Raw genomic sequence first — 23,043 nt, 5'->3', positions numbered from 1 at the left:
ACCTTAGCCCCGCGGGTGGGTACCGGCAAGGGGTCCGGGACGGCGTCCCGGACATCCCGTGACGGCGGGAAAACAGTTGGCGCTAGGCGTCCAGCTTGGTCAGCGGTGCGTACCTCAGCAGCAGGCGCTTTTCACCGACGCTGAACTTCACCTTGGCCACGGTCTTGTCCCCCGCGCCTTCGACTGCCAGGACGGTACCGTTGCCGAAGCTCGTGTGGTTTACCTTGTCCCCGACACCGACGGCCACGACTTCCTTTTGCGGCTGGACACGGTTCTTGGCCACGGCGGCCGGAACGTCGGCATTGAACCCGGCGGAAGGGCTCGCCGCGTTGCCGCGGGCCGTACCCGCACCCCAGAACGATCCGCCGTACCGGCTGGACCCGATGGGGGCCCCGCTCCCCCATCCGCTGACCTGCCTGCTGGTGCCTTCACGGCGCCATTCCACCAGCTCAGCCGGGATTTCCTCGAGGAACTGGCTGGCCGGGTTGTACTGGCTCTGGCCCCACATGCTGCGGACTTCCGAGCGCGTCACATAGAGGCGCTTCCGGGCCCGGGTGAGGCCCACATAGGCCAGCCGGCGTTCCTCCGCGAGTTCCTTGGGGTCCGTGGCCGAACGCTGGTGCGGGAACAGCCCGTGCTCCATGCCGGTGAGGAACACCACCGGGAACTCCAGCCCCTTGGCAGTGTGCAGGGTCATGAGGGTCACCACGCCCAGCCGCTTGGCTTCCGCCACAGCGGCATCGATGTCCGCGCCCGGGGCATCCGGGATCTGGTCGGCGTCCGCCACGAGTGACACCTGTTCCAGGAAGGCGCCCAGGGAACCTTCGGGATTCTCCTGTTCGTATTCGCGCACGACGGCGACGAGTTCCGCGAGGTTCTCCACCCGGGACTCGTCCTGGGGATCGGTGCTTGACCGCAGCCCGACCAAGTACCCGGTCTGCTCCAAGACGGCTTCCAGCGCGGCGGCCGCGCCGGAGCCGGTTGCTACCTCGGCGAGGTCATCCAGGAGCTTCACGAAGCCGAGCACGGCGTTGACCGATCGGGTAGCCATGCCGGGGCATGCTCCGCACGGCGCGCGGCGGCCATGAACGACGTCCGTTCGCGTTCGGCCAGTGCCGCCACGGCGCCCTCCGCGCGGTCGCCGATGCCACGCTTGGGTTCGTTGAGTACCCGGCGCAGGTTGACGTCGTCGTCGGGGTTCACCAGGACGCGCAGGTACGCGAGGGCGTCCTTGATCTCCTTGCGCTCGTAGAAGCGCGTGCCGCCCACCACCTTGTACGGCAGGCCAACACGCACCAGGACATCTTCGATGGAACGGGACTGCGCGTTGGTGCGGTAGAAGATGGCGACGTCGCCGGGGCGCAGGTTGTCCTCGTCCTGCAGCCTGTCGATTTCCTTGGCGATGAACCGGGCTTCGTCGTGTTCGTTTTCGCCCACGTAGCCGATGATCTTGTGGCCTTCGCCCTCAGCGGTCCAGAGCCGCTTTTCGGGACGATTGGGGTTCCGGGAAATCACCGAGTTGGCGGCCGAGAGGATGTTCTGGGTGGAACGGTAGTTCTGCTCGAGCTTGATGGTGCGCGCGTTCGGATAGTCCTTTTCGAATTCCACGATGTTGCGGATGTCCGCCCCGCGGAACGCGTAGATGGATTGGTCCGAATCGCCCACCACGGTGAGTTCGGAGGCCCCTGGACCCTCGCCCACAATTTCGCGGACCAGCGCGTACTGGGCGTGGTTGGTGTCCTGGTATTCGTCCACCAGTACATGCCGGAAGCGCCGCCGGTACGATTCGGCGAGCGCCGGGAAGGCGCGGAACATGTAGACGGTCTCGGCGATGAGGTCGTCAAAGTCCATGGCGTTGGCCTGCCGGAGCCGCTGGGTGTAGCCCTTGAAGACGTCGGCCACAGCCTGTTCGAAGGGGTCGTTGTAATTGGCGGAGGAGGCGTAGGAATCCGCGTCGATCAGCTCGTTCTTCAGCGCCGAGATCTTGTGCTGGATGGCCTTGGGTGCGAACTTCTTGGGGTCCAGGTCCAGAGTTTTGGATACCTGTGTAACGAGCCGCAGGGAGTCCGCGGAGTCATAGATGGAAAAATTGGACTTGAGCCCGACGTTGGCCGCTTCCTGCCGGAGGATGCGCACGCAGGACGAGTGGAAGGTGGAAATCCACATGATCTTGGCCCGGCCGCCCACCAGCGCTTCGATGCGTTCCCGCATTTCCGCCGCGGCCTTGTTGGTGAAGGTGATGGCCAGGATCTCACCGTGATGCGCCCTCCGGGTGGCGATCAGGTATGCGATCCGGTTGCTGAGCACGCGTGTCTTACCGGATCCGGCGCCTGCCACGATGAGCAGCGCGCCGCCGGAGTGCTTGACCGCTTCTTCCTGCTGGGGGTTGAGGCCCTGCAGGAGCTCGTCCGCGCCGGGCAGCTTCGGACGTGGGTGTTCCCCCTCCGATTCCGGCCTGCCGCTCCCGTAGCGCGCCGGATCTTCCCCGGTCCCGGGGCGCGACTTGGTGAGCGCTGCCGCTTTCGGGGCAGCCTTGAACGGTCCGTCAGCATACGGGTCAAACAACATATCCATGGTGCTATAAGTCTAGGCGGTGGGGCCGACACTCACTTCCGTGCCTACTCCACCGAGCCGGACTCAAGCGCTGCGCGGAGCTGCCGGACCGCCGTCGTGCCTCCTGCGACGAACCACTCGAGTCCGTTGACCCGGACGACGTCGGTGGCGCCGCCGGCAGCGAGCACGATTGCCTTGCCGGGCAGCCAGTCCCATTCGGGGCAGCTGTGCTGGAACCAGCAGTCAAGCTCGCCGGCGGCCACGCGGCCCAGGTCGCAGGACCCCGATCCGAACATCCGTAGGGACGCGGCGGCCGTGGCGGCGGCATGCCAGGGCATGGCGCACAGCGGGTCCGCGAGCCAGGACGGGTGGATATACGTTGCGGCGCCCTGTTCGGCCAGCGGCTTCAGGGTCCGGGCTCCGCCCTCGGCCTGGAAGGAGGTGAGCCGGTCACCGTTCACTGTTGCGGGACGGGTGGTTCCGCCGAGCCAGAGCTTGTCCTCTTCGGGCTGGAAAATGGCGCCGAGAACAGCGCCGGAGTGGTCCTTCAGGGCGAGCGCGGAGCACCAGTAGGTGGAGCCGTGCAGGAAGTTGTAGGTGCCGTCCACGGGGTCGATCACCCAGGTCCGGCCGCTGGTCCCCTCCACGGAGGCACCTTCTTCCCCGAGGACGCCGTCGTCCGGGCGGCAGCGCCGCAGCTGTTCGAGCACATAGGCTTCCGCGGCGTGGTCGGCGGCCGTGACGACGTCGGATACCGACGTCTTCTGCTGTCCTTCCAGGCCGCCCTGGCGCATCATGAGGGCCAGGTTCCCGGCTTCGCGGACCAGCGCCTCGGCCAGCTGGTAATCATCCAGTGCCGGGTTGAGTTCCGCCGCGCTGTGCCTGCCAAGTTTGTGTCTTCCAAGTTCCGTCACGGGTCCCAGCCTATCCGCGGCCGCAGGCAGAGAACAGGCCGGGAACAGGACCAGTGACAGGACCAGCGATAATGAAGCCATGGCCAAGACACCAGCACAGCGGATCAAGAAACACGGCGCGAACGCGTCCGTTCCCCAGCACCATCTGCCGCCGGTGATCAACCCCACCACCCGGCGCACGCCGGAGAAGGCGCAGAACAACAGCAGCCTGATCCTCATTGCCGGCGTGGTGGCCAGCCTTTTTCTGTTCTGGTACCTGCATCTGCTGACACTGAACCAGCTCACGCAGCTCTCCGGCGGCCTGCCAATGCCGGATTCGCTGATCGTCGGCTATGACCAGGGATACGTGGACCAGCTGAAGGCGGCCATGAACGAGGACGCCCGCGGCCAGCTCAACTACCTCCACAAAACGGCCGGCACCTTGTTTCCGCTGATTTTCGGCTTCACCTGGCTGCTGCTGATCGGAACCAACATTGCGCGGAAACCGCTCCGCTGGGCACTCTGGGCGCTCCCGCTGCTTTTCGCCGCCGTCCGGCTCTGGGGAAATGCCGCCATCGATTCCATGATGTCCGCGTCAACGGCCGACGGCGGCCAGGTGGCCCTCGCATCTGCGCTCACCGTTGCCGGCTGGGTACTGCTCGTCCTGAGCCTGCTGGCCGGCGGCGTGGCGGTGTTCCTGGGGCGGAAGCCGAAGGGCCGCTAGCCCGGACCTCAAAAGGTACTGGTTGCTTGGGCAGCTGCCCGAGCCTTCCGCGCTTTCAGTTCCTGTTGCACGCGCTGCGCGATCACCAGTCCAACCGTGGCAAGGCCGATTGTCACCGGATAGCCCATGAACCGCTCCAGCGTGCCCGGCTCCGGAACGGCCATCCTGGTGGCCCCGCCGGTCACCAGCGCCCCGAAGGACACCGCTCCGCAGGCGAGGATGAACCATCCCAGCGGCGACTGCCTCAGCCACAGCACCCCCAACAGCAGCAACGCCAGCGCTCCCCCGATGAAGTACATCAGGGCGCCGGTCAGGTGCACGCCAAACCATCCGGCGTCCTCGGGCACCAGCCCCACGATGATTGTCCCGGTTCCTGCGGTGAAGGTAAGGACCTTGGCCCCGAGGGCCGTGAACCACGGAACGCGGTGGCCGGGACCGAAGGCGAGCCGGACACCGGGCCGGGCTGCGACGCACAGGAGTGCCGAGCTGAGGAGCAGCGCCCCCACCAGCATGCCCAGGCCCTGCACCACGAACGAGGCATTCATCACCGCGTGCAGGGGCGAGCACACGTCCCGGCCCTCATGGATGCCGCAGTGGATGGCCCCGAGGTCGCTGATGTAGCCGCTTCGGCGGTGGTACGGTTCGGGCCCCGCCCACGCCGCGATCACCGCCGACTCGGCTACGAAATACTGCAGCACGCTCAGCTTGGCCCAGGCCCCGAAATACTCCCGGGTGGAGGCGATGTCCGGGAGGAACCCTGCCCGGTAGGAAGTTGCCGGTGTTACTGCAGTCATGCCAAGAGCGTAGTACGCGCCCGTACCTTGTATGCTTGTATCCGTGCCCGAACAGGACGGCCTGGTGCCCACCGCTTCGGACGCACGCCCTCGTAGCTCAGTGGATAGAGCACGGCTCTCCTAAAGCCGGTGTCGTTGGTTCGATTCCAATCGAGGGCACTTGAACTTCCAGCGGCAGGATGCATCTAAGAATGCAACGCAGAATAAGGCGCAGGATTTCGATCTGCGCACCTATCTGCTGGGCGGCTGGTCCGTGGAGCGCACGCTGTGGGACCGCAGCTCCGACGCCCGTGGAACCTTCACCGGCGTCGTGCGTTTTTCCCCGAACGACGACGGCGCCCTTGCCTTCCACGAAGAGGGCACCATGCGCTGGCCTACTCCGGCCGGCGGCACCTTCACCGGGCCGGCGAGCCGGGACTACATCCTTCGGCCCACGGACGCTCCCGATGCGATGGACATGACATTTCCTGACGGCAGGCCGTTCCACCGGATGAGCTTCCGGGACGAAGCCAGCCAGGACAGGCATTGGTGCGATCCGGACACCTACCGCGTCAAGTATTCCTTCCGGGGGCCGGACCAATTCAGCTACTCGTGGGACGTCCAGGGACCCCGGAAGAACCAGCTCCTGGCATCCGTGCTGCACCGGCTGGGCCCGGGTGGGCTAGGGTCGAAGCCGTGAAAGACCGCATAGTTGTGTCCGCCGTCTGCGTCTACGACGACGCCGGACGTCTGCTGACCGTCCGCAAGCGCGGCACGGACAAGTTCATGCACCCTGGCGGCAAACCCGAACCCGGCGAAAGCGCCGCCCAGGCCGCCTCGCGTGAGTTGCTCGAAGAGGTAGGCATCGAGGTGGCGCCGGAAGACCTACGGCACATGGGCGTGTGGCTTGCGGACGCCGCCAACGAGGCCGCCACGGACATCGAGGCAACGGTGTTCACCGCTCCGGGCACGTGGAGCGCACACCCCTCGGCGGAGATCGCCGAAATCCGCTGGCTGGACCTGGCCGCTGAAATGCCCGCCGATCTCGCTCCGCTGCTGACGGACCACATCCTGCCCGCGCTGGCTGCAGGCCAGGACTAGAACTCCGGAACGGTCTCTTCCACCACCGCGGCCGCTTCGGCGAACTGCGTGCGGTAGAGCTCCGCGTACCGGCCTTCGGCCGCGAGCAGCTCCGTGTGCGTTCCGCGCTCAACTATGGTGCCGTCCTCCACCACCAGGATCTTGTCCGCGGCTCGGATGGTGGACAGCCGGTGGGCGATCACGACGGCGGTGCGGCCCTCGAGCGCCGCCCCCAGCGCAGCCTGCACGGCCGCTTCGTTGGTGGAGTCCAGGGCTGCCGTGGCCTCGTCCAGGATGACGACGCGGGGCTGGGAAATCAGCAACCGCGCAATCGTGAGGCGCTGGCGTTCACCGCCGGAAAGCCGGTAGCCGCGCTCCCCCACCACCGTGTCAAGGCCGTCAGGCAGGGACCGGATCATGTACTCGAGCCGGGCCTGCCTCAGCACGTCCCACATGTCCTCTTCGGTGGCGTCCGGGCGGGCCAGCCGCAGGTTGGACGCGATGGATTCGTGGAACAGGTGGCCGTCCTGGGTCACCATGCCCAGCGTCGCCCGCATCGAATCAAAGGTGGCGTCGCGGACGTCCAGGCCGGTCCCCGGCGTTGTCCCGCCGAGGCGCACGGCGCCGGAATCGACGTCGTACAGCCGTGACAGCAGCTGGGCGATGGTGGACTTGCCGGCGCCAGAGGACCCGACCAGGGCCACGGTCTGTCCCGGTTCCACCCGGAAACTGATGCCGTGCAGCACTTCCTCGCCGCCGCGGGTGTCCAGGGTGGAGACGTCCTCCAGCGACGCCAGGGACACCTTGTCCGCCGAGGGGTAGGCGAAGCGGACGTCGTCGAACTCCACCGAGACAGGGCCCGGCGGCACCTCGACGGCGTCGGGCTTTTGCTGGATGAGGGGCTTGAGGTCGAGGATCTCGAAGACCCGTTCAAAACTGACCAGGGCGCTCATGATTTCCACCCGGGCGTTGGAGAGGGCGGTGAGCGGCGCGTAGAGGCGGGTGAGCAGCAGTGCCAGCACCACGACGTCGCCCGCGGCCAGCTGCCCTGCCAGCGCAAGCCAGCCGCCCAGCCCGTACACCAGGGCCAGGGCCAGCGCCGAGACCAGCGTCAGCGCTGTGACGAACGTGAACTGCAGCATCGCGGTCCGGACGCCGATGTCCCGGACCCGCCCGGCGCGGACGGCGAACTCACGGGATTCCTCGTCCGGACGTCCGAAGAGCTTGACCAGGGTGGCGCCGGGGGCGGAGAAGCGCTCGGTCATCTGGGTGCCCATGGCGGCGTTGTTTTCGGCCGCCTCGCGCCGGAGGTCGGCCAGCTTGGACCCCATCCGGCGGGCCGGAATGAGGAAGATCGGCAGCAGGATCATGGCCAGCACGGTCACGAGCCAGGACTTGCCCAGCATGACCACAAGCGTGAGCGCCAGGGCCACCACGTTGCTGACCACGCCGGACAGGGTGCCGGCAAAAGCGGACTGGGCACCGATCACGTCGTTGTTGAGACGGCTTACCAGCGCCCCCGTCCGGGTGCGGGTGAAGAAGGCGATGGGCATCTTCTGGACGTGGTCGAACACCTTGGTGCGCAGGTCCACAATCACGCCCTCACCGATGGTGGAGGACAGCCACCGGGTCACAAGCCCCAGTCCGGCCTCTGCCACGGCCACCACGGCGATGAGCACGGCAAGACGGATCACGACGTCGGTGCCTACGCCGGCGATGATGGCGTCCACCACCTGGCCGGCAAGGACCGGGGTGGCCACGGCAAGGACGGCCATGGCGATCGAGAGCAGCACGAAGGCGATCAGCTTGCGGCGGTGCGGCCGGGCAAAGCCGAACACGCGCTTCAGCGTCGCCTTGGAGAACGGCTTGGAGCCGCTGGAGGCCCGTGTGATGTTGTAGAGGGAGCTCCACGCTACCCGGTCCATGCTCATCGTGACTGGCCTTTCATGGCGCCGTTCCTGGCGCCCGGTGATGCCGTGGCCGGTGCGGACGCACCGGCGGGCAGTTCGGTTACCACGCCGTCTTCCACGTTCCAGCGGACGTCAAGGCGCACGTTCTCCAACAGTCGGCGGTCATGCGTCACCAGGAGCAGCGCGCCGTCGTAGCTTTCGAGTGCCTCTTCGAGCTGCTCGATGGCGGGCAGGTCCAGGTGGTTGGTGGGCTCGTCCAGGACCAGCAGGTTCACGCCGCGCGCCTGCAGCAGCGCCAGGGCCCCGCGGGTCCGTTCGCCCGGGGAGAGCGAGTCGACAGGGCGTGAGGTGTGGTCAGCCTTGAGCCCGAATTTGGCCAACAGGGTCCGGACTTCCGCCGGGGTCAGCTCTGTCAGGACGGCCTCGACGGCGTCACCGAGTTTGAGGTGACCGGCCAGCAGGCCCCGGGCCTGGTCGATTTCGCCGATGGCCACGGAGGCGCCCATGGCGGCATTGCCGGAGTCAGGTTGCCGGACACCGAGCAGGAGCCGGAGGAGCGTGGACTTGCCGGCCCCGTTGGGGCCGGTGATGCCAATCCGTTCCCCGGCGTTGAGCTGCAGGTTCACCGGTCCGAGGGTGAAGTCCCCCTGGCGCACGACGGCGTCCCGCAACGTTGCCACCACGGCGCTGGAACGCGGGGCCTGGCCGATGCTGAACTGCAGCTGCCACTCCTTGCGCGGCTCCTCAACTTCGTCGAGCCGGGCGATCCGGGATTCCATCTGGCGAACCTTTTGCGCCTGCTTCTCGGATGACTCGGTCGACGCCGCCCGGCGGATCTTGTCATTGTCGGGGCTTTTCTTCATGGCGTTGCGCACGCCTTGGGAACTCCACTCACGCTGGGTCCGGGCGCGGGAGACGAGGTCCGCCTTCGTGGAGGCGAACTCCTCGTACCGTTCCCGGGCGTGGCGGCGGGCCACGGCGCGTTCCTCCAGGAACGCCTCATAGCCGCCGTCGTAGACCGCCACGGAATTCTGGGCCAGGTCCAGTTCAACGATGGTGGTGACACAGCGGGCCAGGAACTCGCGGTCGTGGGATACCAGGACCACTCCGCCGCGGAGCCCCTGCACGAATGCCTCCAGCTTGGCCAGCCCGTGGAGGTCAAGGTCGTTGGTGGGCTCATCGAGCAGCACCACGTCGAAGCGGCTCAGCAGCAGGGCGGCCAAAGCCACCCGGGCTGCCTGCCCGCCGGACAGTCCGGTCATGAGCGCCTCCGGGCCCACGTCCAGCCCCAGGTCGGCCAGGACCGGCGCGATCCGTTCGTCCAGGTCCGCCGCGCCGGAGGCCATCCAGCGGTCGAAGGCCAAGGAGTACGCGTCGTCCGCCCCTGGCGCACCGGAGCCCAGTGCCTCGGCCGACGATTCCATCTCCGCGGTGGCCTGTGCACAGCCGGTCCGGCGGGCAACATAATCCGCCACCGTCTCGCCGGCAACGCGTTCGTGTTCCTGCGGCAGCCAGCCCACAAAGGCGTCGGCCGGGGCCAGGCTCACCGATCCGCTCAGTGGCTGGTCCACGCCGGCCAGCAGCCGGAGCAGGGTGGACTTGCCCGCGCCATTGGCCCCAACAACGCCCACAACGTCGCCGGGCGCCACAGTGAGGGAGAGATTCGAGAAGAGTGTGCGGTGGTCGTGACCGCCCGAAAGGTCTTTGGCAACAAGGGTTGCAGTCATTAGTCCATCCTCTCACTGCGGCCCAAAACGGCCTGAAATCCCGCCGGGCATGGAAGAACCCGTTGGTCCGGACTTGGGGGGTGTACGGACCAACGGGTTCGACCATCTAGCATAGTTCAAGCAGACACCCACGTAAAATCCGCCAGCGCCCCTGAATGAGCGCCCCTAAAAACGGCCCCACCCCGCAGGAAGCCATCCATGCCACTCCCCGCCAAGGCGTTCCAACGCTGGCTTCACGGAATTGCGCCCCAGGCGAGTACCGCGGACATCTGCAGGATCTCCGGAGTGAAGCGGACAACCCTGGCCCAGCAGCTGGTCCGCGGCAAGGTGGCCGAAACCACCGTTGTCAGCATCAGCCGCGCCTTCAATATCAATCCCGTGGCGGCGCTGGCCGCCTTTGAAACGTACAGCGAACTTGCCGGCAGCCCGTTGCCGCCTACCGCGGCGGAGCTTGTCAGCCAGATCGCCACCATGGATCTCCTTGGCGCCGTCATTGCACGCTCCGCCCGGGCGGCTGAACGGGGCGAAAGCGTGGACAGGCCGCCGCCGGCCCCGGCCCTCGGCCCGGCCCCGCATGCCACCTCGGTGAGGAACTGGGTTGACGCGATCGACGACGGCGAGCTCCGGCACCGGGTCTCCGCTGCCACCGGCATCGCGCCGCAGAACTATTCGGCGCAGCTCTCGGCCAACCGGCTCACTCCGGAACTGGCCATCGCCACTTCCAGGGCTGCCGGAGTGGGACTGACAGGCGGCCTGGTGGCCACGGGAATGATCACGGAGGCCGAGGCAGGCTGGCCGCCCGGCGCCCGGCAGGAAGCCCTCGACGGCCTGTCCGATGGCGAGCTCACCACGCTGGCCGGCGACCGGCTGCAGGCGCTGGGGAAGACCCTCAAGCGCCAGGAACAAGACCAGCAACAAACCAAAACGATCTGGGAGAACCTCGGATGATCGAGATCCTGCAATGGTCCACCCTGGCCGTCTGCTGCGCCGCTGCGGTGGCCCGAATTCCGAGCACCGTCAGGGGTGAGAACAGGTCGCTCTTCTACATCTTCGTGTTGGCTACGCTCGCTATCCTCCTGAGCATTGACGGCCCGTACGTTGCCATCGACGGCCTGCTCGGCGGCAGTAACGTCACCAACCTCATCCTGCGCTTCGTCATCTTCGCCGTCATCTTTTTCATCGGGCTGCGTTGCGTCAATGCCTTCGGCGCCGTTCAACAAAGGCGCTGGCTGCTCGGGAGGCCGGGAATGCTGGTGTTTGGCCTCATTGCTGCCGTCATGGTCGTCTTCTTCACCATGATGGATTCATCCGGGTCGTCGGCCGGGCTCGCCGGGGTCAATGAGCGCAGCACCCGTAATGCCCACTTGGTGGAGTACTACGGTGCCGCCGGGCGCGCGTACCCGGCCTACATTTCCATGGTCCTCCTCCCCGCCATGCTGAAAGCGGTCGGTAGCCGGCTCCCGGTTCTGGTGCGGGCGGGCGCCCTCCTGCTGGCCATCGGCGGTGTCTGCCTGACCGTGAGCCTGCTGTTCCCCTTCTTCCCAACACAGTGGTCTCCCCTGAAGTTCATCATCAACTACGGGGCCGCACTGTGCTTCGTCGTGGGCCTTGCAGCCTTCTGGTTCGCACGGGTCCGGGCGACACAACCCGCCCCGCAGAAGTCATCTACTGCAAAGTAGACTTATGACTTTCACAAAATCATTAGAGCATGAGAGAATCATGAATGTGTGAAAGTGACTTCCGTCGGGCGTCGCGAATGGGGACAATCCGTTCGATGCCGGGAAGCCACTGAGCGCGATTGGGGGGATGAGTGGTGGCGGGCCGTTGGGGACCGCCCCCACTCAGCCTGTTTAAGGGCCGGGCTACCGGGCCCGGCGCTGGCAGTCCTAGCGGGCGAAGCGCAGGGTCACCAGCTGGAACGGGCGGAGTGTCAGCTTCGCGGAGTCCAGTCCTGTCACAACACCCTGCCCCTCTATGGGGCGCTCCAGCAGATCCACTGCCTGCACGGCCTTGGCGGCGAAGTTGGCCGTCACCATTCCCGCGGACCGCTCCCCCAGGGATTCGTAGAGTCGCACAACAACATCTCCGGACCCGTCCTCCGCCAGCTTCACTGACTCGACCACGATCCCCTGGTTGAACACCGTTAACAGCGGGCCGGCTGCCCTGGCGCCCTTCACCACGCGCGGGGCAAGGTTGGTCCGGTACCCCTCTTCCACGGCATCGGCGATGGCCGCCCCGGGCCTGATGGTCACCAGGAGTTCGTGCCGGCCGCGGTCCGCGTCGGGATCCGGATACTTGGGAGCGCGCAGCAGCGACGTGCGAACAGTGGTGGTGGTGCCGCCGTCGTTCCTGACACTGCGGGTGACATCGTGTCCGTAACTGGAGGAATTGGACACGGCCACCCGTAGCCCGGCTCCGCGACATGGATCCAGCGGTGCGCGCAGATCTCAAACTTGGCTGCCTCCCACGAGGTGTTGGTGTGCGTCGGCCGGAACACATGCCCGAACTGCGTTTCCGACGCCGAACGGTCCGCCCGCAGGTCAAGGGGGAAACCGATCTTGAGCAGCTTCTCGCGCTCCTGCCAGTCCACGGCCGTCAGGATGCTCAACGATCCGGCCCCGGCCTCCAGGGAAATCCGCTGGGTTATGGCGGACGATCCGGCCTGCCGCTGCACCACCACCACGGCGCCCCAGCCGCCCCGCTCAAGGGTCACCGACTGCGCGTCGGTCAGCGAGGTGACGTTCCGGCGGTAGAACTCGTCGATATCCCAGGCGTCCCACTCATTGGGCGTATCGCGGTGGAGTTCCAGATGGTTTCCGAACTGGCCCGGCGCAATCGCTTCGCGGCCGCTGGCATGATCCAGCAGCGAGGTCAGGAGCCCGTTGGAATCGATCACGGCCCTGATCACGCCATTGTCCAGCACGTAGCCCCCGCCGGCTTCCGTCGCTGTGACCGGGTGGTCGCTGCGGACCGGCTCGGCCGCAGCCAGGGCGGGGACACCGCTGCGTTCGTGCGGGGCGGCATTGAGCAGGAACTCGGTGTTGCCCTCTCCGAGCAAGGCACGCGCCGCGCCGGCAATGATCGCCTCAAGGGATTCTGAAATTGCGGCATAGTTCCGCTCCGCATCCTGATGGACCCAGGCAATGGAGCTGCCGGGCAGGATGTCGTGGAACTGCTGAAGTAGGACCAGCCGCCACAAGCGCTTCAACTCGGCCGCCGGATAGGCGAATTCCCCTGCCGTTCGCACTGCTGCCGTGGCGCACCACAGCTCCGCTTCCCGGAGCAGGTGTTCGCTTCGCCTGTTGCCCAGCTTGGTCCTGGCCTGGCTGGTGTAGGTCCCGCGGTGCAGTTCCAGGTACATTTCCCCCACCCAGACGGGCAGCGACGTGTATTCGGACTGGGCCTGGGTGAAGAAGTCCGCGGCTGTCCCGATCCGCACTTTGGGCGAACCTTCAAGGTCGGCGGTGCGATGGGCGGCGGCAATCATCTCCCTGGTGGGTCCGCCGCCGCCGTCGCCATAGCCGAACGGGACAAGGGAGACGGTGCCGCGGCCGTGGTCCCGGTAATTCCGTTCCGCGTGCGCCAGTTCCCGCCCGCTCAGTTCCGAGTTGTACGTGTCCACCGGCGGGAAGTGGGTGAACAGCCGCGTGCCGTCGATGCCCTCCCAGTTGAACGTGTGGTGCGGCATCCGGTTCACCTGGTTCCAGGAGATCTTCTGGGTAAGGAACCACTTGCTGCCCGCGGCCTTGACGATCTGCGGCAGCGCGGCGGAGTAGCCGAAAGAATCCGGAAGCCACGCCTCCTGGCAGTCCACCCCGAACTCATCAAGGAAGAACTTCTTGCCTTCAACAAACTGCCGGGCCATGGCCTCACCGCCAGGCATATTGGTGTCGGATTCCACCCACATGCCGCCGACGGGCACGAATTGCCCGGCCTTGACCTTCTCTCGGATCCGGCCGAACAGTTCCGGGTAGAACTCCTTCATCCAGGCGAGCTGCTGGGCGGACGAACAGGAGAAAACAAAGTCCGGAGACTCGTCCATGAGGGCCACCACGTTGGAAAACGTCCGGGCGCACTTGCGGATGGTCTCCCTAACAGGCCACAGCCACGCCGAGTCGATGTGCGCATGTCCCGTGGCAACCAGCCCGTGCGCCGAGGCGTAGGCCGGCCGGGACAGAACGTCAGCCAGGGCCCCACGGCCGGCGGCCGCGGTTCCCGCAACGTCATCCGGATCCATAATGTCCAGCATCCGTTCCAGAGCGCGGAGGATCTCATGGCGGCGCGGGAGCTCCATGGGAAGTTCGTGCATGAGGCCGCCAAGGGTCCAGACATCCTGCTGGAGTTCCCAGACCGTCTGGTTGAGTTCGGCGATGGCGATGGTGCCGAGCCGGTACTTGGGTTCGTGTCCCGCCGTGGCTTTGTCGCCGTACGGCATGGCGGCGAACGTCCAGCCCTGCGCAACGTCCGGGTTGGCAGCGGCTTCGACGTAGAAGTCCACCGCCATTCCGCTGCCCAGGAGCTTCAGCGGAATGTACTGGTTCCGTGGCGAGATGGCCTTGATGATGGTTCCGTCCGGCCGCCATGCGATGCCCTCGCATTGGAAGCCGGGAAGCTCCCGGGTGAATCCGAGGTCCACCACGATCTCCACGCCGGTGTCCGGTGCCGTACCCCATGAGTCGGGGACTTCCCCCTGCAGCCGCAGCCACTTGGTGCTCCAGGGTTTGCCCCATGCGGACCCGTGGTCAAGGGGCGTGAAGTCGTGGCGCAGGGCTTCCATGACGGGAACAGGCTCGTCCGGGACGTCCCAACTGCTGATGTTCAGCGGGACGCTGCGGGTGTAGACCGCCGCGTCAACGCGTTCGCGCATGAAGCGGTCGAGACGGACTTCCGTGATGCGGCGGTCGTCGTGCAATGTAGTCCTCTTTAGTGCCTGTGGCCTGGAAGCTGGCGGCTGGTTCGCGGTACGTGCCCAGCCGCTGTCTTCAGCTTATGCGCATGCCCCGAAAGTCGGCCGAAGGAGCGGACCGGCGCGTCCATTCGATGGATAAAATCTACTTCCCCGGGCGCGTAAAGCCAAGCACCCCCCCTATCCGGGCACGGGCGCTGGAGCCGCGATCCGGCGGTGTCCGGCATAGACATTGAGGGTTTTCCCCCTGCTGAAGCCGGCGAGCGTCATACCGCTGGCGTCTGCGAGTTCGACCGCAAGGCTGGACGGCGCGCTGACCGCGGCAAGCACCGGAATGCCGGCCAACGCGGCTTTCTGCACCAGTTCGAAGGAGGCACGTCCGGACACCTGGAGCACCGTGCCGGCCAGCGGCAGGAGGCGTTCCCGCAGCGCCCAGCCCACTACCTTGTCCACTGCATTGTGCCGACCCACATCCTCGCGGAGGCAAAGCAACTCCGCGCCGCCGTCGTCGTTGATGCGGAAGAGCCCGGCGGCGTGGACACCTCCGGTGGCGTCGAAGACGGCCTGCGCTGCGCGGAGTTTGTCGGGCAACCCGGCCAGAGTTTCCACCGGGAGGGTCACCGCATCCGCCGCAGGGCTGAAATGCGAGGACTTGCGGACGGCGTCAATGGAATCGGTACCGCAGATCCCGCATGAGCTCGAGGTGAAGATGTTGCGGCCTCTTTCCGGCAGCGCCACGTCGGGCCTCAGCTGCGCTTCGACAACGTTGAAGGTCTGGACGCCGTTTTCGTCCTCGCCTGCGCAAAACCGCAGGGACACCAGCTGCTCAGGCGCCCAGATGATGCCCTCGGACACCAGGAATCCGGCCACGAGGTCAAAATCGTCGCCGGGGGTCCGCATGGTTACGGTGAAGGGAAGGGAGCCCAGCCGTATTTCCAGCGGTTCCTCTACAGCCAGCACGTCCTCCCGGTGGCGCACCGGGAACTCGGCGGACTGGGGTGAACCGTCCAGGACAAACCTGTGGATTTTGCGGCGTTGCGTCATGCGGGCCACGTTGTGCTCCTAATCGTGCGGATGGTTCCATCATTGCAAGCCCCCACCGGCTGCGCCAGCGGGGTCCGTCTTAGCCCAGGAGCGCGCTCCAGTCCACCGGTCCGTCCGCGGACGTCGGCTTCCGGACGGTCTTCCGGGGAGCCGTCTTGGCTTTCGACGCAGCCGTTTCCGGCTGCGGAATCGGGGCTCCCCAGGGCAAGGAAAACGCTGGAACGGCCTCCCCCAACTGGACCCCGTGCGGCGGCACCACAAGGACGCCGTCGGCCGCCGCAAGGCCGCGCATCATGCCCGGCCCCGCGTGCTGCGCCGGCGATGCCATGCCGTACAGGAGCCGGAAGGGCATCAGCCGCGTCCGACCGGGATCAGGGTCGATCATGGTTCCGCAGGGCACTTCACCGACCGGCGGGAGAGTTCCGTGTCCCAGGGCGGCAAGCAGCGGCGCCCCCACGGTGCAGAGCGCCATCATCGCAGCAAGCGGATTTCCGGGCAGCCCCAGGATGAAGCGGCCGTCCGGCAGTTCGGCCAGGACCGCCGGGTGGCCGGGCCGCATGGCGATGCCGTCGATCAGCAGGCGTCCGCCCAGGTCCGCGACAGCCCGGCGCAGGTGATCGGTGCCGGACCTGCCGGTGCCGCCGGTGGTGATGACGACGTCGGCCGGTGCCTCCTCCGCCGGCGGCTCGCCGGCGTCGTCCGCCCGGCCGCTGCCTTCTGCGGGCGCGACGTCCTCCAGGGCAGCGAGCCATTCCTCGTACTCATCGCCGATCTTCTCCTGCGCTGCGCAGATTCCGCCGAGCATTTCCACCACGGCCCCCAGTTGGGGGCCGAAGGTGTCGCGGACTTTGCCGGGCGCCGGCACCCCGGCGGTGACAACCTCGGATCCGGTCAGCAGGAGCCGCACCACGGGTTTGCCCCGGACCTGGAGGGTGTCGTATCCGGCCAGCGCGGAGAGCGCCAGGTGGGCCGGGTTCAGTGTGACTCCCCTTTTGACCAGGATGTCGCCGGCTGCGGCTTCCTCTCCGGCTTTACGTATGTGCTGGCCATTCTTGGGTTCTCCGGGCCGGGCGCCGCCGCCGAGGGCAAGGATCGGAAGCCCGTCGTCATCGGTGGTGATCATGCCGCTCTCGCTGCGGAGAACGGCCTTGGCGCCGGGCGGGATGAGGCCGCCGGTAACAATGGGGCTCGCCTGGTGGGGCGCCAGCCGGTGGCCCGGCTCGGCCAGGATCCATGGTCCTGCTCCGTTGACGGCCCATCCGTCCATCGCGGACGACGCATAGTGCGGCATTTCCTGGAGCGCTGTGACGTCCGCAGCGAGCGTCCGGCCGAGTGCGCGCCGGAGCGGCACCTGGCCCGGCGGGATGGGGGTGGCGCAGTCGAATGACACCCGCCGGGCCTCGTCCCAGGTGTGCGCCAAGTGGGTGTGCCCGGATTCGGCGTCGGGAACGGGCTCCGCTGCAACGCCCGGACCTTCTTCCGGGCCACCTCCCGGTTCGGGATAGGCGGCTTCGTCGGTTCCGGTGTGTTCAGGCACGTCGCTGGCGGCGCCACCGCCGTCCGGCGGCGCAGCCGTCATGCGCCGGGGTTCCCGCTGCTAAGGGAAGGTCCGGGCACGGCATCGGTGCGTGCGGCACCGGCTCCTTCCGCCTGCAGGGCAGGATCCGCCGGCGAGTCGGCTGCCGCGTAGTCCTGGGCCAGCGCCCTGGCCACGCCCATGGCTGCCTGCATGGAGACGGCGTCCGGTGCCTGGCCCGATCCGGAGGCCAGGCCTGCGGCGAAACCTGCGATGAACGTGGTCAGCGGGGCCGCCGGACGCACGACGGAATGGGCCGCGACGCCGGCCAGAGCAAGCACTTCATTGACGTCCACTTCGACATCCTCCAGCTCAAAGGCCTGCAGCAGCGCCCGGCACCAGTCCTCCAGCGTCTCATCCTGGCTTTTCACTGTTGCCTCCAAACTCAAACTCAGTTGCGGTGCCACTGCACGGCTCCCACTGATGGTGGATCATGAACCCTGGCGGGACACCCCTAGCGCGGTGGCATCGTCCCACGTGTCCACGTCGTCCGTGGCACCGGCGGGGACGGTAACAGCCCGCACGTCAAGCCTAGCAAGGAGGGCGAAGACTGAGGCCCCCGTAAGTCCCCCGCTGTTCTCCAATTCGTCCACGGCCCGTTGTAGCGCAGCTGTGCCATAAAAGCCGGCGAGCGGCTGTTTGCGGCCGTCGGGCGATACAGCCATGACTCCGTCGGCGGCCGCCTCGGGGCCGCCGCCGGAAAGGACAAGCTGCAGCGCGGCAACAGCCTCAAGGGCTTTTGGCATGTCACAGGCGAGGACCAGGGTCACGGGTGCCCGGAGTGGGCCGCGGTGCCGGTCAAGTGCCGCCACCCCGGCAGCTATGGCCGCCGCGGGACCCGCGAACGCGGGTTCCTCACGGCACGTCAGTACGCCGGGCGGAAGCGTGCCCGGATCGGGCCCCACAACCACGGCGGCGTCCGCACCAGCGGATGCCGCCAACGAACGCGCCAGGAGGGTGGCGCCGTCGTACATCAGCTGGGACTTGGGCACGCCGCCCAAACGCGAGGACCGCCCGCCGGCGAGGATCAAGGCATCAAACTGCACATGGCAAGCCTAGCCCCTGTGCAGTTGCACATCCCTGATAACTGTCAGGCGGCCGATTCAGGCAGGAGGAAGGGATCCCACGCGGGGGTGGGCTTTTCGAGCTCCTTGATCTGCCAGATGGTGCCGTGGGGAGGCGCCGGCACAAACCGAAGCTTCCAGCCCATCTCCGCCGGCGTGTGGTCACCCTTGACGTTGTTGCAGCGCAGGCAGGCGGCCACGAGGTTTTCCCATGAGTCGCCGCCGCCCCGCGATTTCGGGTGGACGTGGTCAATGGTGTGCGCTGCTTTGCCGCAATAGGCGCAGCGGTGGCCGTCCCGGCGGAGTACGCCCCGGCGGCTCACTGCAGTGGTTGTGTTGTACCGTGGCCGGATGTAGCGGTTGAGAAGAATCACGGACGGTCGGCCCAGAATCTCCTGCGGCCCAACGACAGGATCGTCGCCTTCGGCCACCACGCTAGCTTTTCCGGTCAGCACAAGAACCAGCGCCCGGCGGAAGGTCACAACCGCCAGCGGTTCATATCCAGCATTCAGAACGAGAGTGCGCATGCACATACCTCTTCACGGCCGCACCCGTCAGGGGCTCGAGGGCCGGCTGCCCTCTGCTTGTCCGGGCTATGGATCGACAACACAAGAGTAAACACTCAAGTGCCCGTTCGCCGAATCCGGCCGCTGCCATATGCCACGTGTCGGCAAGAATTCATGTCCTCGAAACGCAGAAGAACCCCTGCCGAAGGGCAGGGGTTCCTCATGCAAGCGTTAGCCGGAAGCTTTAGCCGCCGACGCGGATGAAGACCGGGCCGGAGCCGACGTTGACGCTGAACAGGGCGGTGGTTCCGCCGTTCCAGCCACCGTGGACTGCCTGGCCGTTGCCTACGTAAACAGCGATGTGGGCCATGCCCATGCCGCCGTTCTCGTAGTAAGCGAGGTCACCCGGCTGTGCCTCGGCGGCGCTCACGGTGCGGCCCAGGGAGAGGTAGCCTGCCGGCCAGCCGTGGTAGTTGATGCCAACTGCCGCAAGGGCGTTCGTGGCCAGGGCGGTGCAGTCCTGGGAAACACCCAGCTGGGCGTAAGCGGCTGCGGCGATCGCGGCACCGTTTCCGCTGGCAGCAGCGGGCGCTGCCGGAGCGTCTACGGTAGCGGACACCGCGGCAACAGGAGCGGCTGCCGGGGCAGCTTCCTGAACCTCGACAACCGGCTTCGGGGCCTCGACGGCCGGGGCCGGGGAGGTGGAAACAGCCGGCTTCTCGTAAGAGATGGCGATGCTGGAGGCGGCCGAGATGTTGGCCGGAGCGGAAGACTGGACTTCCAAGGTGGAGGCGGACGTAGCTTCGCGCTGAACGTTGGTGTCGGCAGCGTTGGCTGCGATACCGCTCGTCAGGACCAGGCCGGAAGCAGCAGCGATAACCGCAGCCTGACGACCCATGCCACCGGCGTTGTCGCCGACAGCCTTGGCAATGACAGCAAGCGAGTTGGTTTTTGTAACCTCGGCGCGGTGCCGTGCGATCGCACGTGTAGTCATTATTTCTCTCTTTCGTTTTCCTCAGACTGCGTGGCAGGCCGCGGTTTTTGGACGCTCCGGCATCTTGGGGGTAAGCCGGAACGGCCCGAACGGGTGATTTAGCGAAGTGCGCGTGCAGCACTGAAAACACGCGCTGTTGAGCGGTAAGGGCGTGTTTTAGCGAAGCGTGTAGAACGCGGACGTGCCCGTGGCGGACACAGCGTGCAGGAGGGTGCCCTGCGACGGGTTCAGCGCGCTGATCATCATGCCGTTGCCGACGTAGATGCCAACGTGGGCGCCGCCGTTTTGCATGACCAGATCGCCCGGCGCCGGGGTGGCGGTGGGCTTCATGGCGGTCCATGCATTGGTGCGGGGGATGCTGATGCCGGCCTGGGCGTAAACCCACTGCGTGAAGCCGGAGCAGTCCCAGCCGCTGGGAGTGGTGCCGCCCCAGACGTAGGGGCTGCCGATGCCGGTGTAGGCGATGGCAGCGAGACCTGAGGCTGCAGCGGAAGAAACCGCGTCGGCAAGCTTGCCGGCCTTGGATTCCCCGTCAGCTTCAGTGGCGGTCTGGCTGGCATCTGAACCGGTGGACTGTGCCCGCAGTTCAACCTTGGGCGCAGCCTTCGTGGTCACTGCCGGACGCTCGAAGGAAACAGTCGCTGTCGGTTCCGCAGTAACGGCCAGCTGGGCTGACTGTGAACCGGACTCCGTGGAAGCGGAGACACCCAGGTTGGTGTCCGCGGCATTTGCCGGCAGCCCAACACTGAGGATCAGTCCGGACGCAGCTGCAATCACAGCCGCCTGGCGACCTACGGTCCCGGCGTTAGCAGTAACGGCCCTGGACACGGAGTTCAACGGGTTCGTTCGAACCGTTTGCGCGCGGTGGCGCGCAGAGTTGTGGCGTGTAGACACGAAGGTAGCCTCTCCCAATGCCTACGAGGTGAGCTGTCGGATTCGGATGGGAGTCACCCGGCCGCTCGGCTTCCTGGGAAGCTTTGCGACTTAACCCCAAGGTCTTCTTGCGAAGACCAAAATTGGTTCCCCCGCCTCTGCCAGACGATGTCATGCGAACGGACCTTGAGCGGTGGCAGAGTTAGGCAATCCACTCAAGAGCGCCAACTTCGGAAAAGTTGGCGTGCTTTAGACGGTACAGGAATTCAGCGCGAATGTCACATTCAGGTCACGGCATGTCACAGGAATGCGAGAGTGTTCCATCGGTTTGGATCAGAGCCAGCCGAGGGGATCAACGACGTCGCCGTTGACCATCACCTCAAAGTGAAGGTGGCAGCCGGTGGAGGCGCCCGTCGTCCCACTGAGGGCTATGACGTCGCCGCGGCTGACCTTCTGGCCGACCTGGACGCTTGACGACGAGAGGTGGTTGTACGTGGTTTCCAGGCCGTTGCCGTGGTCAATCACCACACGGTTGCCGCCGCCGTAGGCGTGCCAGCCGGAGAAGGTTACAGTGCCGCTGGCGGCAGCCATGACGCTTGTCCCGCACTGGGCCGCATAGTCCTGGCCGCGGTGGAATTCACCGGCACCGCCGGTGATCGGGCTGACCCGGAACCCGAAGGGCGAGGCCGTTACCAGGTGCTCCAGCGGAGCCCCGAGGCTGCCGGCCGATGCTGCCCGGGTAATGGTGCCAACGGACTGCGCACTGAGCAGCTGCTTGAGTTTGCCGTCGGGATCGCCTTTGGTGGCAACGGACGTCCGGTTGAAGTCGATTTTGGCGCCGGCAGCAGCGGAAACCTCAGGCTGAGCCGCGAAAGAGGCGGCAGCGGCGTTCTTACCGGTGTCGGCCGTGCTCATCATGGGCCCGGTGGACGGGACGGTCACAGTGAGGACCAGCCCGGTGGCGGCCAAGGCAATGCCGGCCTTCTGACCAACGCCACTCGCGGACGCGAAGTCCGTGACCTGGTTGAAGAGGCTCTTGCGCCGGCGCGCATCACGGTGTGCGTCGCGGGGCCTGACCGTCATGACGGCTTCGGCCACTGGGTACTCCGAAGCGGGACCTGACGCCCTGCGGCGGCCCCTGACGGTCTGCGTGGTCAAGAAATATCCTCTCTGAAGAGCCTGCGGAGTTAGCTGTCGGATTCGGGTCAGAGAGTTCAAAGACCCGGTCCGCCATTGCAAGGCATCCGGCACAGGGGTATCCCTTGGGAATCCTTCGTCGGAGATGCCTTGCCGCTGACGGACTTCACCCCAAGGCCGTCTTTCAACGGCCGGTTGTGGTTCCCCGCCCCTGCCAGGAGGTGTTTCGTACGCTGATCCGCTGGCAGAGCTCGGCTTCGGATCAGGTAACGCTTTAGTATCGGCGCTAGTTCTCAACTATAGGTGATTAATCAGCGCGGTAATAATTCCGTTATCTGCGTCTCAGTGACTTATAGGTGGTCCTATAAGGTGCCGGTTAGCGGACCGTAACAAATACGTGGGCCGCAACTTCCGGCGGCAGCTCCAGGGCGCCTTCGATCTCGGGCACGCGGACCGAGATGTACTCCCCGACCCGTTCCAGTGCGAGCGAGGCGCCGGGCCTGATCCCGCCTTCATCGAGCTGGACCAGAAGCTCCGGTTCAACCTGGATCGGTTCGGCCAGGCGGCTGACCGTGACGCGCGAATCGGCTCCGTATCCGGCCATGGCGTCCAGGAGGTTCACTACCCCGTCCGTGAGCAGGGGAGCCGGCTGGCCGCCAAGCGCGGCGAGTCCCGGAATGGGGTTGCCGTACGGGGATACCGTGGGGTGGTCCAGCAGTTCGAAAATGCGCCGTTCCACGCGCTCGCTCATCACGTGCTCCCAGCGGCACGCTTCATCGTGGACATAGGCCCAGTCGAGGCCAATGACGTCAGCCAACAGGCGCTCGGCGAGCCGGTGCTTGCGCATAACCTCGGTGGCCCGTTTCCGGCCCGTTTCAGTGAGCTCAAGGTGCCGGTCGCCGGAAACAACCACCAGGCCGTCACGTTCCATCCGGCCGATGGTCTGCGAAACGGTGGGCCCGGAGTGGCGCAGCCGTTCGGCTATCCGGGCGCGGAGAGCCACGATGTTCTCTTCCTCAAGCTCCAAGATTGTCCGAAGATACATCTCCGTGGTGTCGATCAGATCCGTCATCCAGCTCAGCTCCTCGAGCACAGTCCTTGCGTCAGTCCCACCGTACCGCGCGGAGGCGTTCCCCACTGCTCCACGCGAAGTGGAGCCGAATCCCCGAAACAGACCGGGAACAGCCTCCGGCATCAGTCCGGCCGCCATCGCGGCCCGCTGTAGGTCGAACCAGCTTAGCCTATTTTGAATTACTCCGGATAATCTCCGGCGGCTGTCCTGA

The 23,043-nt window shown here is 66.4% G+C and carries 18 protein-coding genes, 1 tRNA gene, 2 pseudogenes and 2 riboswitches; of the genes and pseudogenes, 6 read left to right on the top strand and 15 right to left on the bottom strand.

The features are described 5' to 3' along the window. Positions 1-82: 82 nt before the first annotated feature. Positions 83-2,574 (bottom strand): annotated as a pseudogene (gene pcrA / locus FCN77_RS04535) (DNA helicase PcrA). A gap of 44 nt (positions 2,575-2,618) precedes the next feature. Next, the gene (locus FCN77_RS04530; RefSeq protein WP_137321299.1) at positions 2,619-3,467 is read right to left on the bottom strand and encodes an inositol monophosphatase family protein; all 849 of its coding nucleotides are present in this window, start codon (positions 3,465-3,467) and stop codon (positions 2,619-2,621) included. 79 nt (positions 3,468-3,546) lie between these two features. Between FCN77_RS04530 and FCN77_RS04525 the strand changes: the two genes are divergently transcribed. Next, entirely contained in the window at positions 3,547-4,170 is a 624-nt protein-coding gene (locus FCN77_RS04525; protein WP_137321298.1) for a hypothetical protein, read from the top strand. 8 nt (positions 4,171-4,178) lie between these two features. Here the strand turns inward: FCN77_RS04525 and FCN77_RS04520 are convergent, their stop codons facing one another. Continuing rightward, complete coding sequence (locus tag FCN77_RS04520; RefSeq protein ID WP_137321297.1) at positions 4,179-4,964, bottom strand: hypothetical protein; 786 nt, start codon at positions 4,962-4,964, stop codon at positions 4,179-4,181. Between the two features lie 86 nt (positions 4,965-5,050). Between FCN77_RS04520 and FCN77_RS04515 the strand changes: the two genes are divergently transcribed. The 3 genes from FCN77_RS04515 (at position 5,051) to FCN77_RS04505 (ending at position 6,044) form a co-directional block, all read left to right on the top strand. Further along, positions 5,051-5,123, top strand: a tRNA-Arg gene (locus tag FCN77_RS04515). 64 nt (positions 5,124-5,187) lie between these two features. After that, entirely contained in the window at positions 5,188-5,643 is a 456-nt protein-coding gene (locus FCN77_RS04510) for a DUF6314 family protein (RefSeq protein ID WP_254678992.1), read from the top strand. Beyond that, the gene (locus FCN77_RS04505; protein ID WP_137321295.1) at positions 5,640-6,044 is read left to right on the top strand and encodes an NUDIX domain-containing protein; all 405 of its coding nucleotides are present in this window, start codon (positions 5,640-5,642) and stop codon (positions 6,042-6,044) included. The genes FCN77_RS04510 and FCN77_RS04505 overlap by 4 nt, the downstream gene beginning before the upstream one ends. On the opposite strand, the gene FCN77_RS04500 is transcribed toward FCN77_RS04505, so the two are convergent. Both FCN77_RS04500 and FCN77_RS04495 read right to left on the bottom strand, forming a co-directional pair. Further along, positions 6,041-7,954, bottom strand: coding sequence for an ABC transporter ATP-binding protein (locus FCN77_RS04500; protein WP_137321294.1), 1,914 nt, complete (start codon positions 7,952-7,954; stop codon positions 6,041-6,043). The genes FCN77_RS04505 and FCN77_RS04500 overlap by 4 nt on opposite strands. After that, entirely contained in the window at positions 7,951-9,660 is a 1,710-nt protein-coding gene (locus FCN77_RS04495; protein ID WP_254678844.1) for an ABC-F family ATP-binding cassette domain-containing protein, read from the bottom strand. The genes FCN77_RS04500 and FCN77_RS04495 overlap by 4 nt, the downstream gene beginning before the upstream one ends. A gap of 198 nt (positions 9,661-9,858) precedes the next feature. Here FCN77_RS04495 and FCN77_RS04490 point away from each other — a divergent pair, with 198 nt between their 5' ends. Both FCN77_RS04490 and FCN77_RS04485 read left to right on the top strand, forming a co-directional pair. Then, positions 9,859-10,608, top strand: coding sequence for a hypothetical protein (locus FCN77_RS04490; protein WP_137321293.1), 750 nt, complete (start codon positions 9,859-9,861; stop codon positions 10,606-10,608). Then, entirely contained in the window at positions 10,605-11,339 is a 735-nt protein-coding gene (locus FCN77_RS04485) for a hypothetical protein (protein WP_137321292.1), read from the top strand. Before FCN77_RS04490 ends, FCN77_RS04485 begins: the two co-directional genes overlap by 4 nt. A gap of 207 nt (positions 11,340-11,546) precedes the next feature. On the opposite strand, the pseudogene FCN77_RS04480 reads toward FCN77_RS04485, so the two are convergent. From FCN77_RS04480 to FCN77_RS04435, 10 genes and pseudogenes are all read right to left on the bottom strand, one after another. Further along, positions 11,547-14,572 (bottom strand): annotated as a pseudogene (locus FCN77_RS04480) (alpha-mannosidase). Positions 14,573-14,746: 174 nt separating this feature from the next. Further along, the gene (gene fdhD / locus FCN77_RS04475) at positions 14,747-15,619 is read right to left on the bottom strand and encodes a formate dehydrogenase accessory sulfurtransferase FdhD (RefSeq protein WP_137321291.1); all 873 of its coding nucleotides are present in this window, start codon (positions 15,617-15,619) and stop codon (positions 14,747-14,749) included. Positions 15,620-15,689: 70 nt separating this feature from the next. Continuing rightward, positions 15,690-17,189 carry a molybdopterin molybdotransferase MoeA gene (locus tag FCN77_RS04470; RefSeq protein ID WP_137321290.1) on the bottom strand — a complete coding sequence of 500 codons (1,500 nt, stop codon included), beginning with the start codon at positions 17,187-17,189 and terminating at the stop codon, positions 15,690-15,692. After that, entirely contained in the window at positions 17,186-17,557 is a 372-nt protein-coding gene (locus FCN77_RS04465) for a DUF6457 domain-containing protein (RefSeq protein ID WP_137321289.1), read from the bottom strand. The genes FCN77_RS04470 and FCN77_RS04465 overlap by 4 nt, the downstream gene beginning before the upstream one ends. 60 nt (positions 17,558-17,617) lie before the next feature. After that, complete coding sequence (locus tag FCN77_RS04460) at positions 17,618-18,232, bottom strand: molybdenum cofactor guanylyltransferase (protein ID WP_137321288.1); 615 nt, start codon at positions 18,230-18,232, stop codon at positions 17,618-17,620. A 44-nt stretch (positions 18,233-18,276) separates the two neighbouring features. Further along, positions 18,277-18,777, bottom strand: coding sequence for an HNH endonuclease (locus FCN77_RS04455; RefSeq protein WP_137321287.1), 501 nt, complete (start codon positions 18,775-18,777; stop codon positions 18,277-18,279). Positions 18,778-19,000: 223 nt separating this feature from the next. Further along, the gene (locus FCN77_RS04450; RefSeq protein ID WP_137321286.1) at positions 19,001-19,750 is read right to left on the bottom strand and encodes an NlpC/P60 family protein; all 750 of its coding nucleotides are present in this window, start codon (positions 19,748-19,750) and stop codon (positions 19,001-19,003) included. Positions 19,751-19,906: 156 nt separating this feature from the next. Further along, the gene (locus tag FCN77_RS04445) at positions 19,907-20,527 is read right to left on the bottom strand and encodes a C40 family peptidase (protein WP_254678843.1); all 621 of its coding nucleotides are present in this window, start codon (positions 20,525-20,527) and stop codon (positions 19,907-19,909) included. A 121-nt stretch (positions 20,528-20,648) separates the two neighbouring features. Beyond that, positions 20,649-20,842, bottom strand: a riboswitch (cyclic di-AMP (ydaO/yuaA leader). Positions 20,843-20,956: 114 nt separating this feature from the next. After that, a complete protein-coding gene (locus tag FCN77_RS04440) occupies positions 20,957-21,781 on the bottom strand; it encodes a M23 family metallopeptidase (protein WP_137321285.1) in 825 nt (274 codons plus the stop codon). Positions 21,782-21,784: 3 nt separating this feature from the next. Further along, positions 21,785-22,027: riboswitch (cyclic di-AMP (ydaO/yuaA leader) on the bottom strand. A gap of 109 nt (positions 22,028-22,136) precedes the next feature. Then, positions 22,137-22,832 carry a metal-dependent transcriptional regulator gene (locus tag FCN77_RS04435; protein WP_137321284.1) on the bottom strand — a complete coding sequence of 232 codons (696 nt, stop codon included), beginning with the start codon at positions 22,830-22,832 and terminating at the stop codon, positions 22,137-22,139. Positions 22,833-23,043: the final 211 nt, after the last annotated feature.

It is taken from the genome of Arthrobacter sp. 24S4-2 (genome assembly GCF_005280255.1).
In the GTDB taxonomy this organism is placed as follows: Bacteria; Actinomycetota; Actinomycetes; order Actinomycetales; family Micrococcaceae; genus Arthrobacter.
Note: the sequence above shows the minus strand (reverse complement) of the source record. Positions and strands in the feature narration are given on the sequence as shown.

Excerpts from the sequence above, each read along its gene's own strand:
- FCN77_RS04525 (WP_137321298.1), top strand. The coding sequence starts at position 3,547 with ATGGCCAAGACACCAGCACAGCGGATCAAGAAACACGGCGCGAACGCG.
- FCN77_RS04520 (WP_137321297.1), bottom strand. The coding sequence starts at position 4,964 with ATGACTGCAGTAACACCGGCAACTTCCTACCGGGCAGGGTTCCTCCCG.
- FCN77_RS04500 (WP_137321294.1), bottom strand. The coding sequence starts at position 7,954 with ATGAGCATGGACCGGGTAGCGTGGAGCTCCCTCTACAACATCACACGG.
- FCN77_RS04495 (WP_254678844.1), bottom strand. The coding sequence starts at position 9,660 with ATGACTGCAACCCTTGTTGCCAAAGACCTTTCGGGCGGTCACGACCAC.
- FCN77_RS04490 (WP_137321293.1), top strand. The coding sequence starts at position 9,859 with ATGCCACTCCCCGCCAAGGCGTTCCAACGCTGGCTTCACGGAATTGCG.
- FCN77_RS04485 (WP_137321292.1), top strand. The coding sequence starts at position 10,605 with ATGATCGAGATCCTGCAATGGTCCACCCTGGCCGTCTGCTGCGCCGCT.
- FCN77_RS04470 (WP_137321290.1), bottom strand. The coding sequence starts at position 17,189 with ATGACGGCTGCGCCGCCGGACGGCGGTGGCGCCGCCAGCGACGTGCCT.
- FCN77_RS04455 (WP_137321287.1), bottom strand. The coding sequence starts at position 18,777 with ATGCGCACTCTCGTTCTGAATGCTGGATATGAACCGCTGGCGGTTGTG.
- FCN77_RS04450 (WP_137321286.1), bottom strand. The coding sequence starts at position 19,750 with ATGACTACACGTGCGATCGCACGGCACCGCGCCGAGGTTACAAAAACC.
- FCN77_RS04435 (WP_137321284.1), bottom strand. The coding sequence starts at position 22,832 with ATGACGGATCTGATCGACACCACGGAGATGTATCTTCGGACAATCTTG.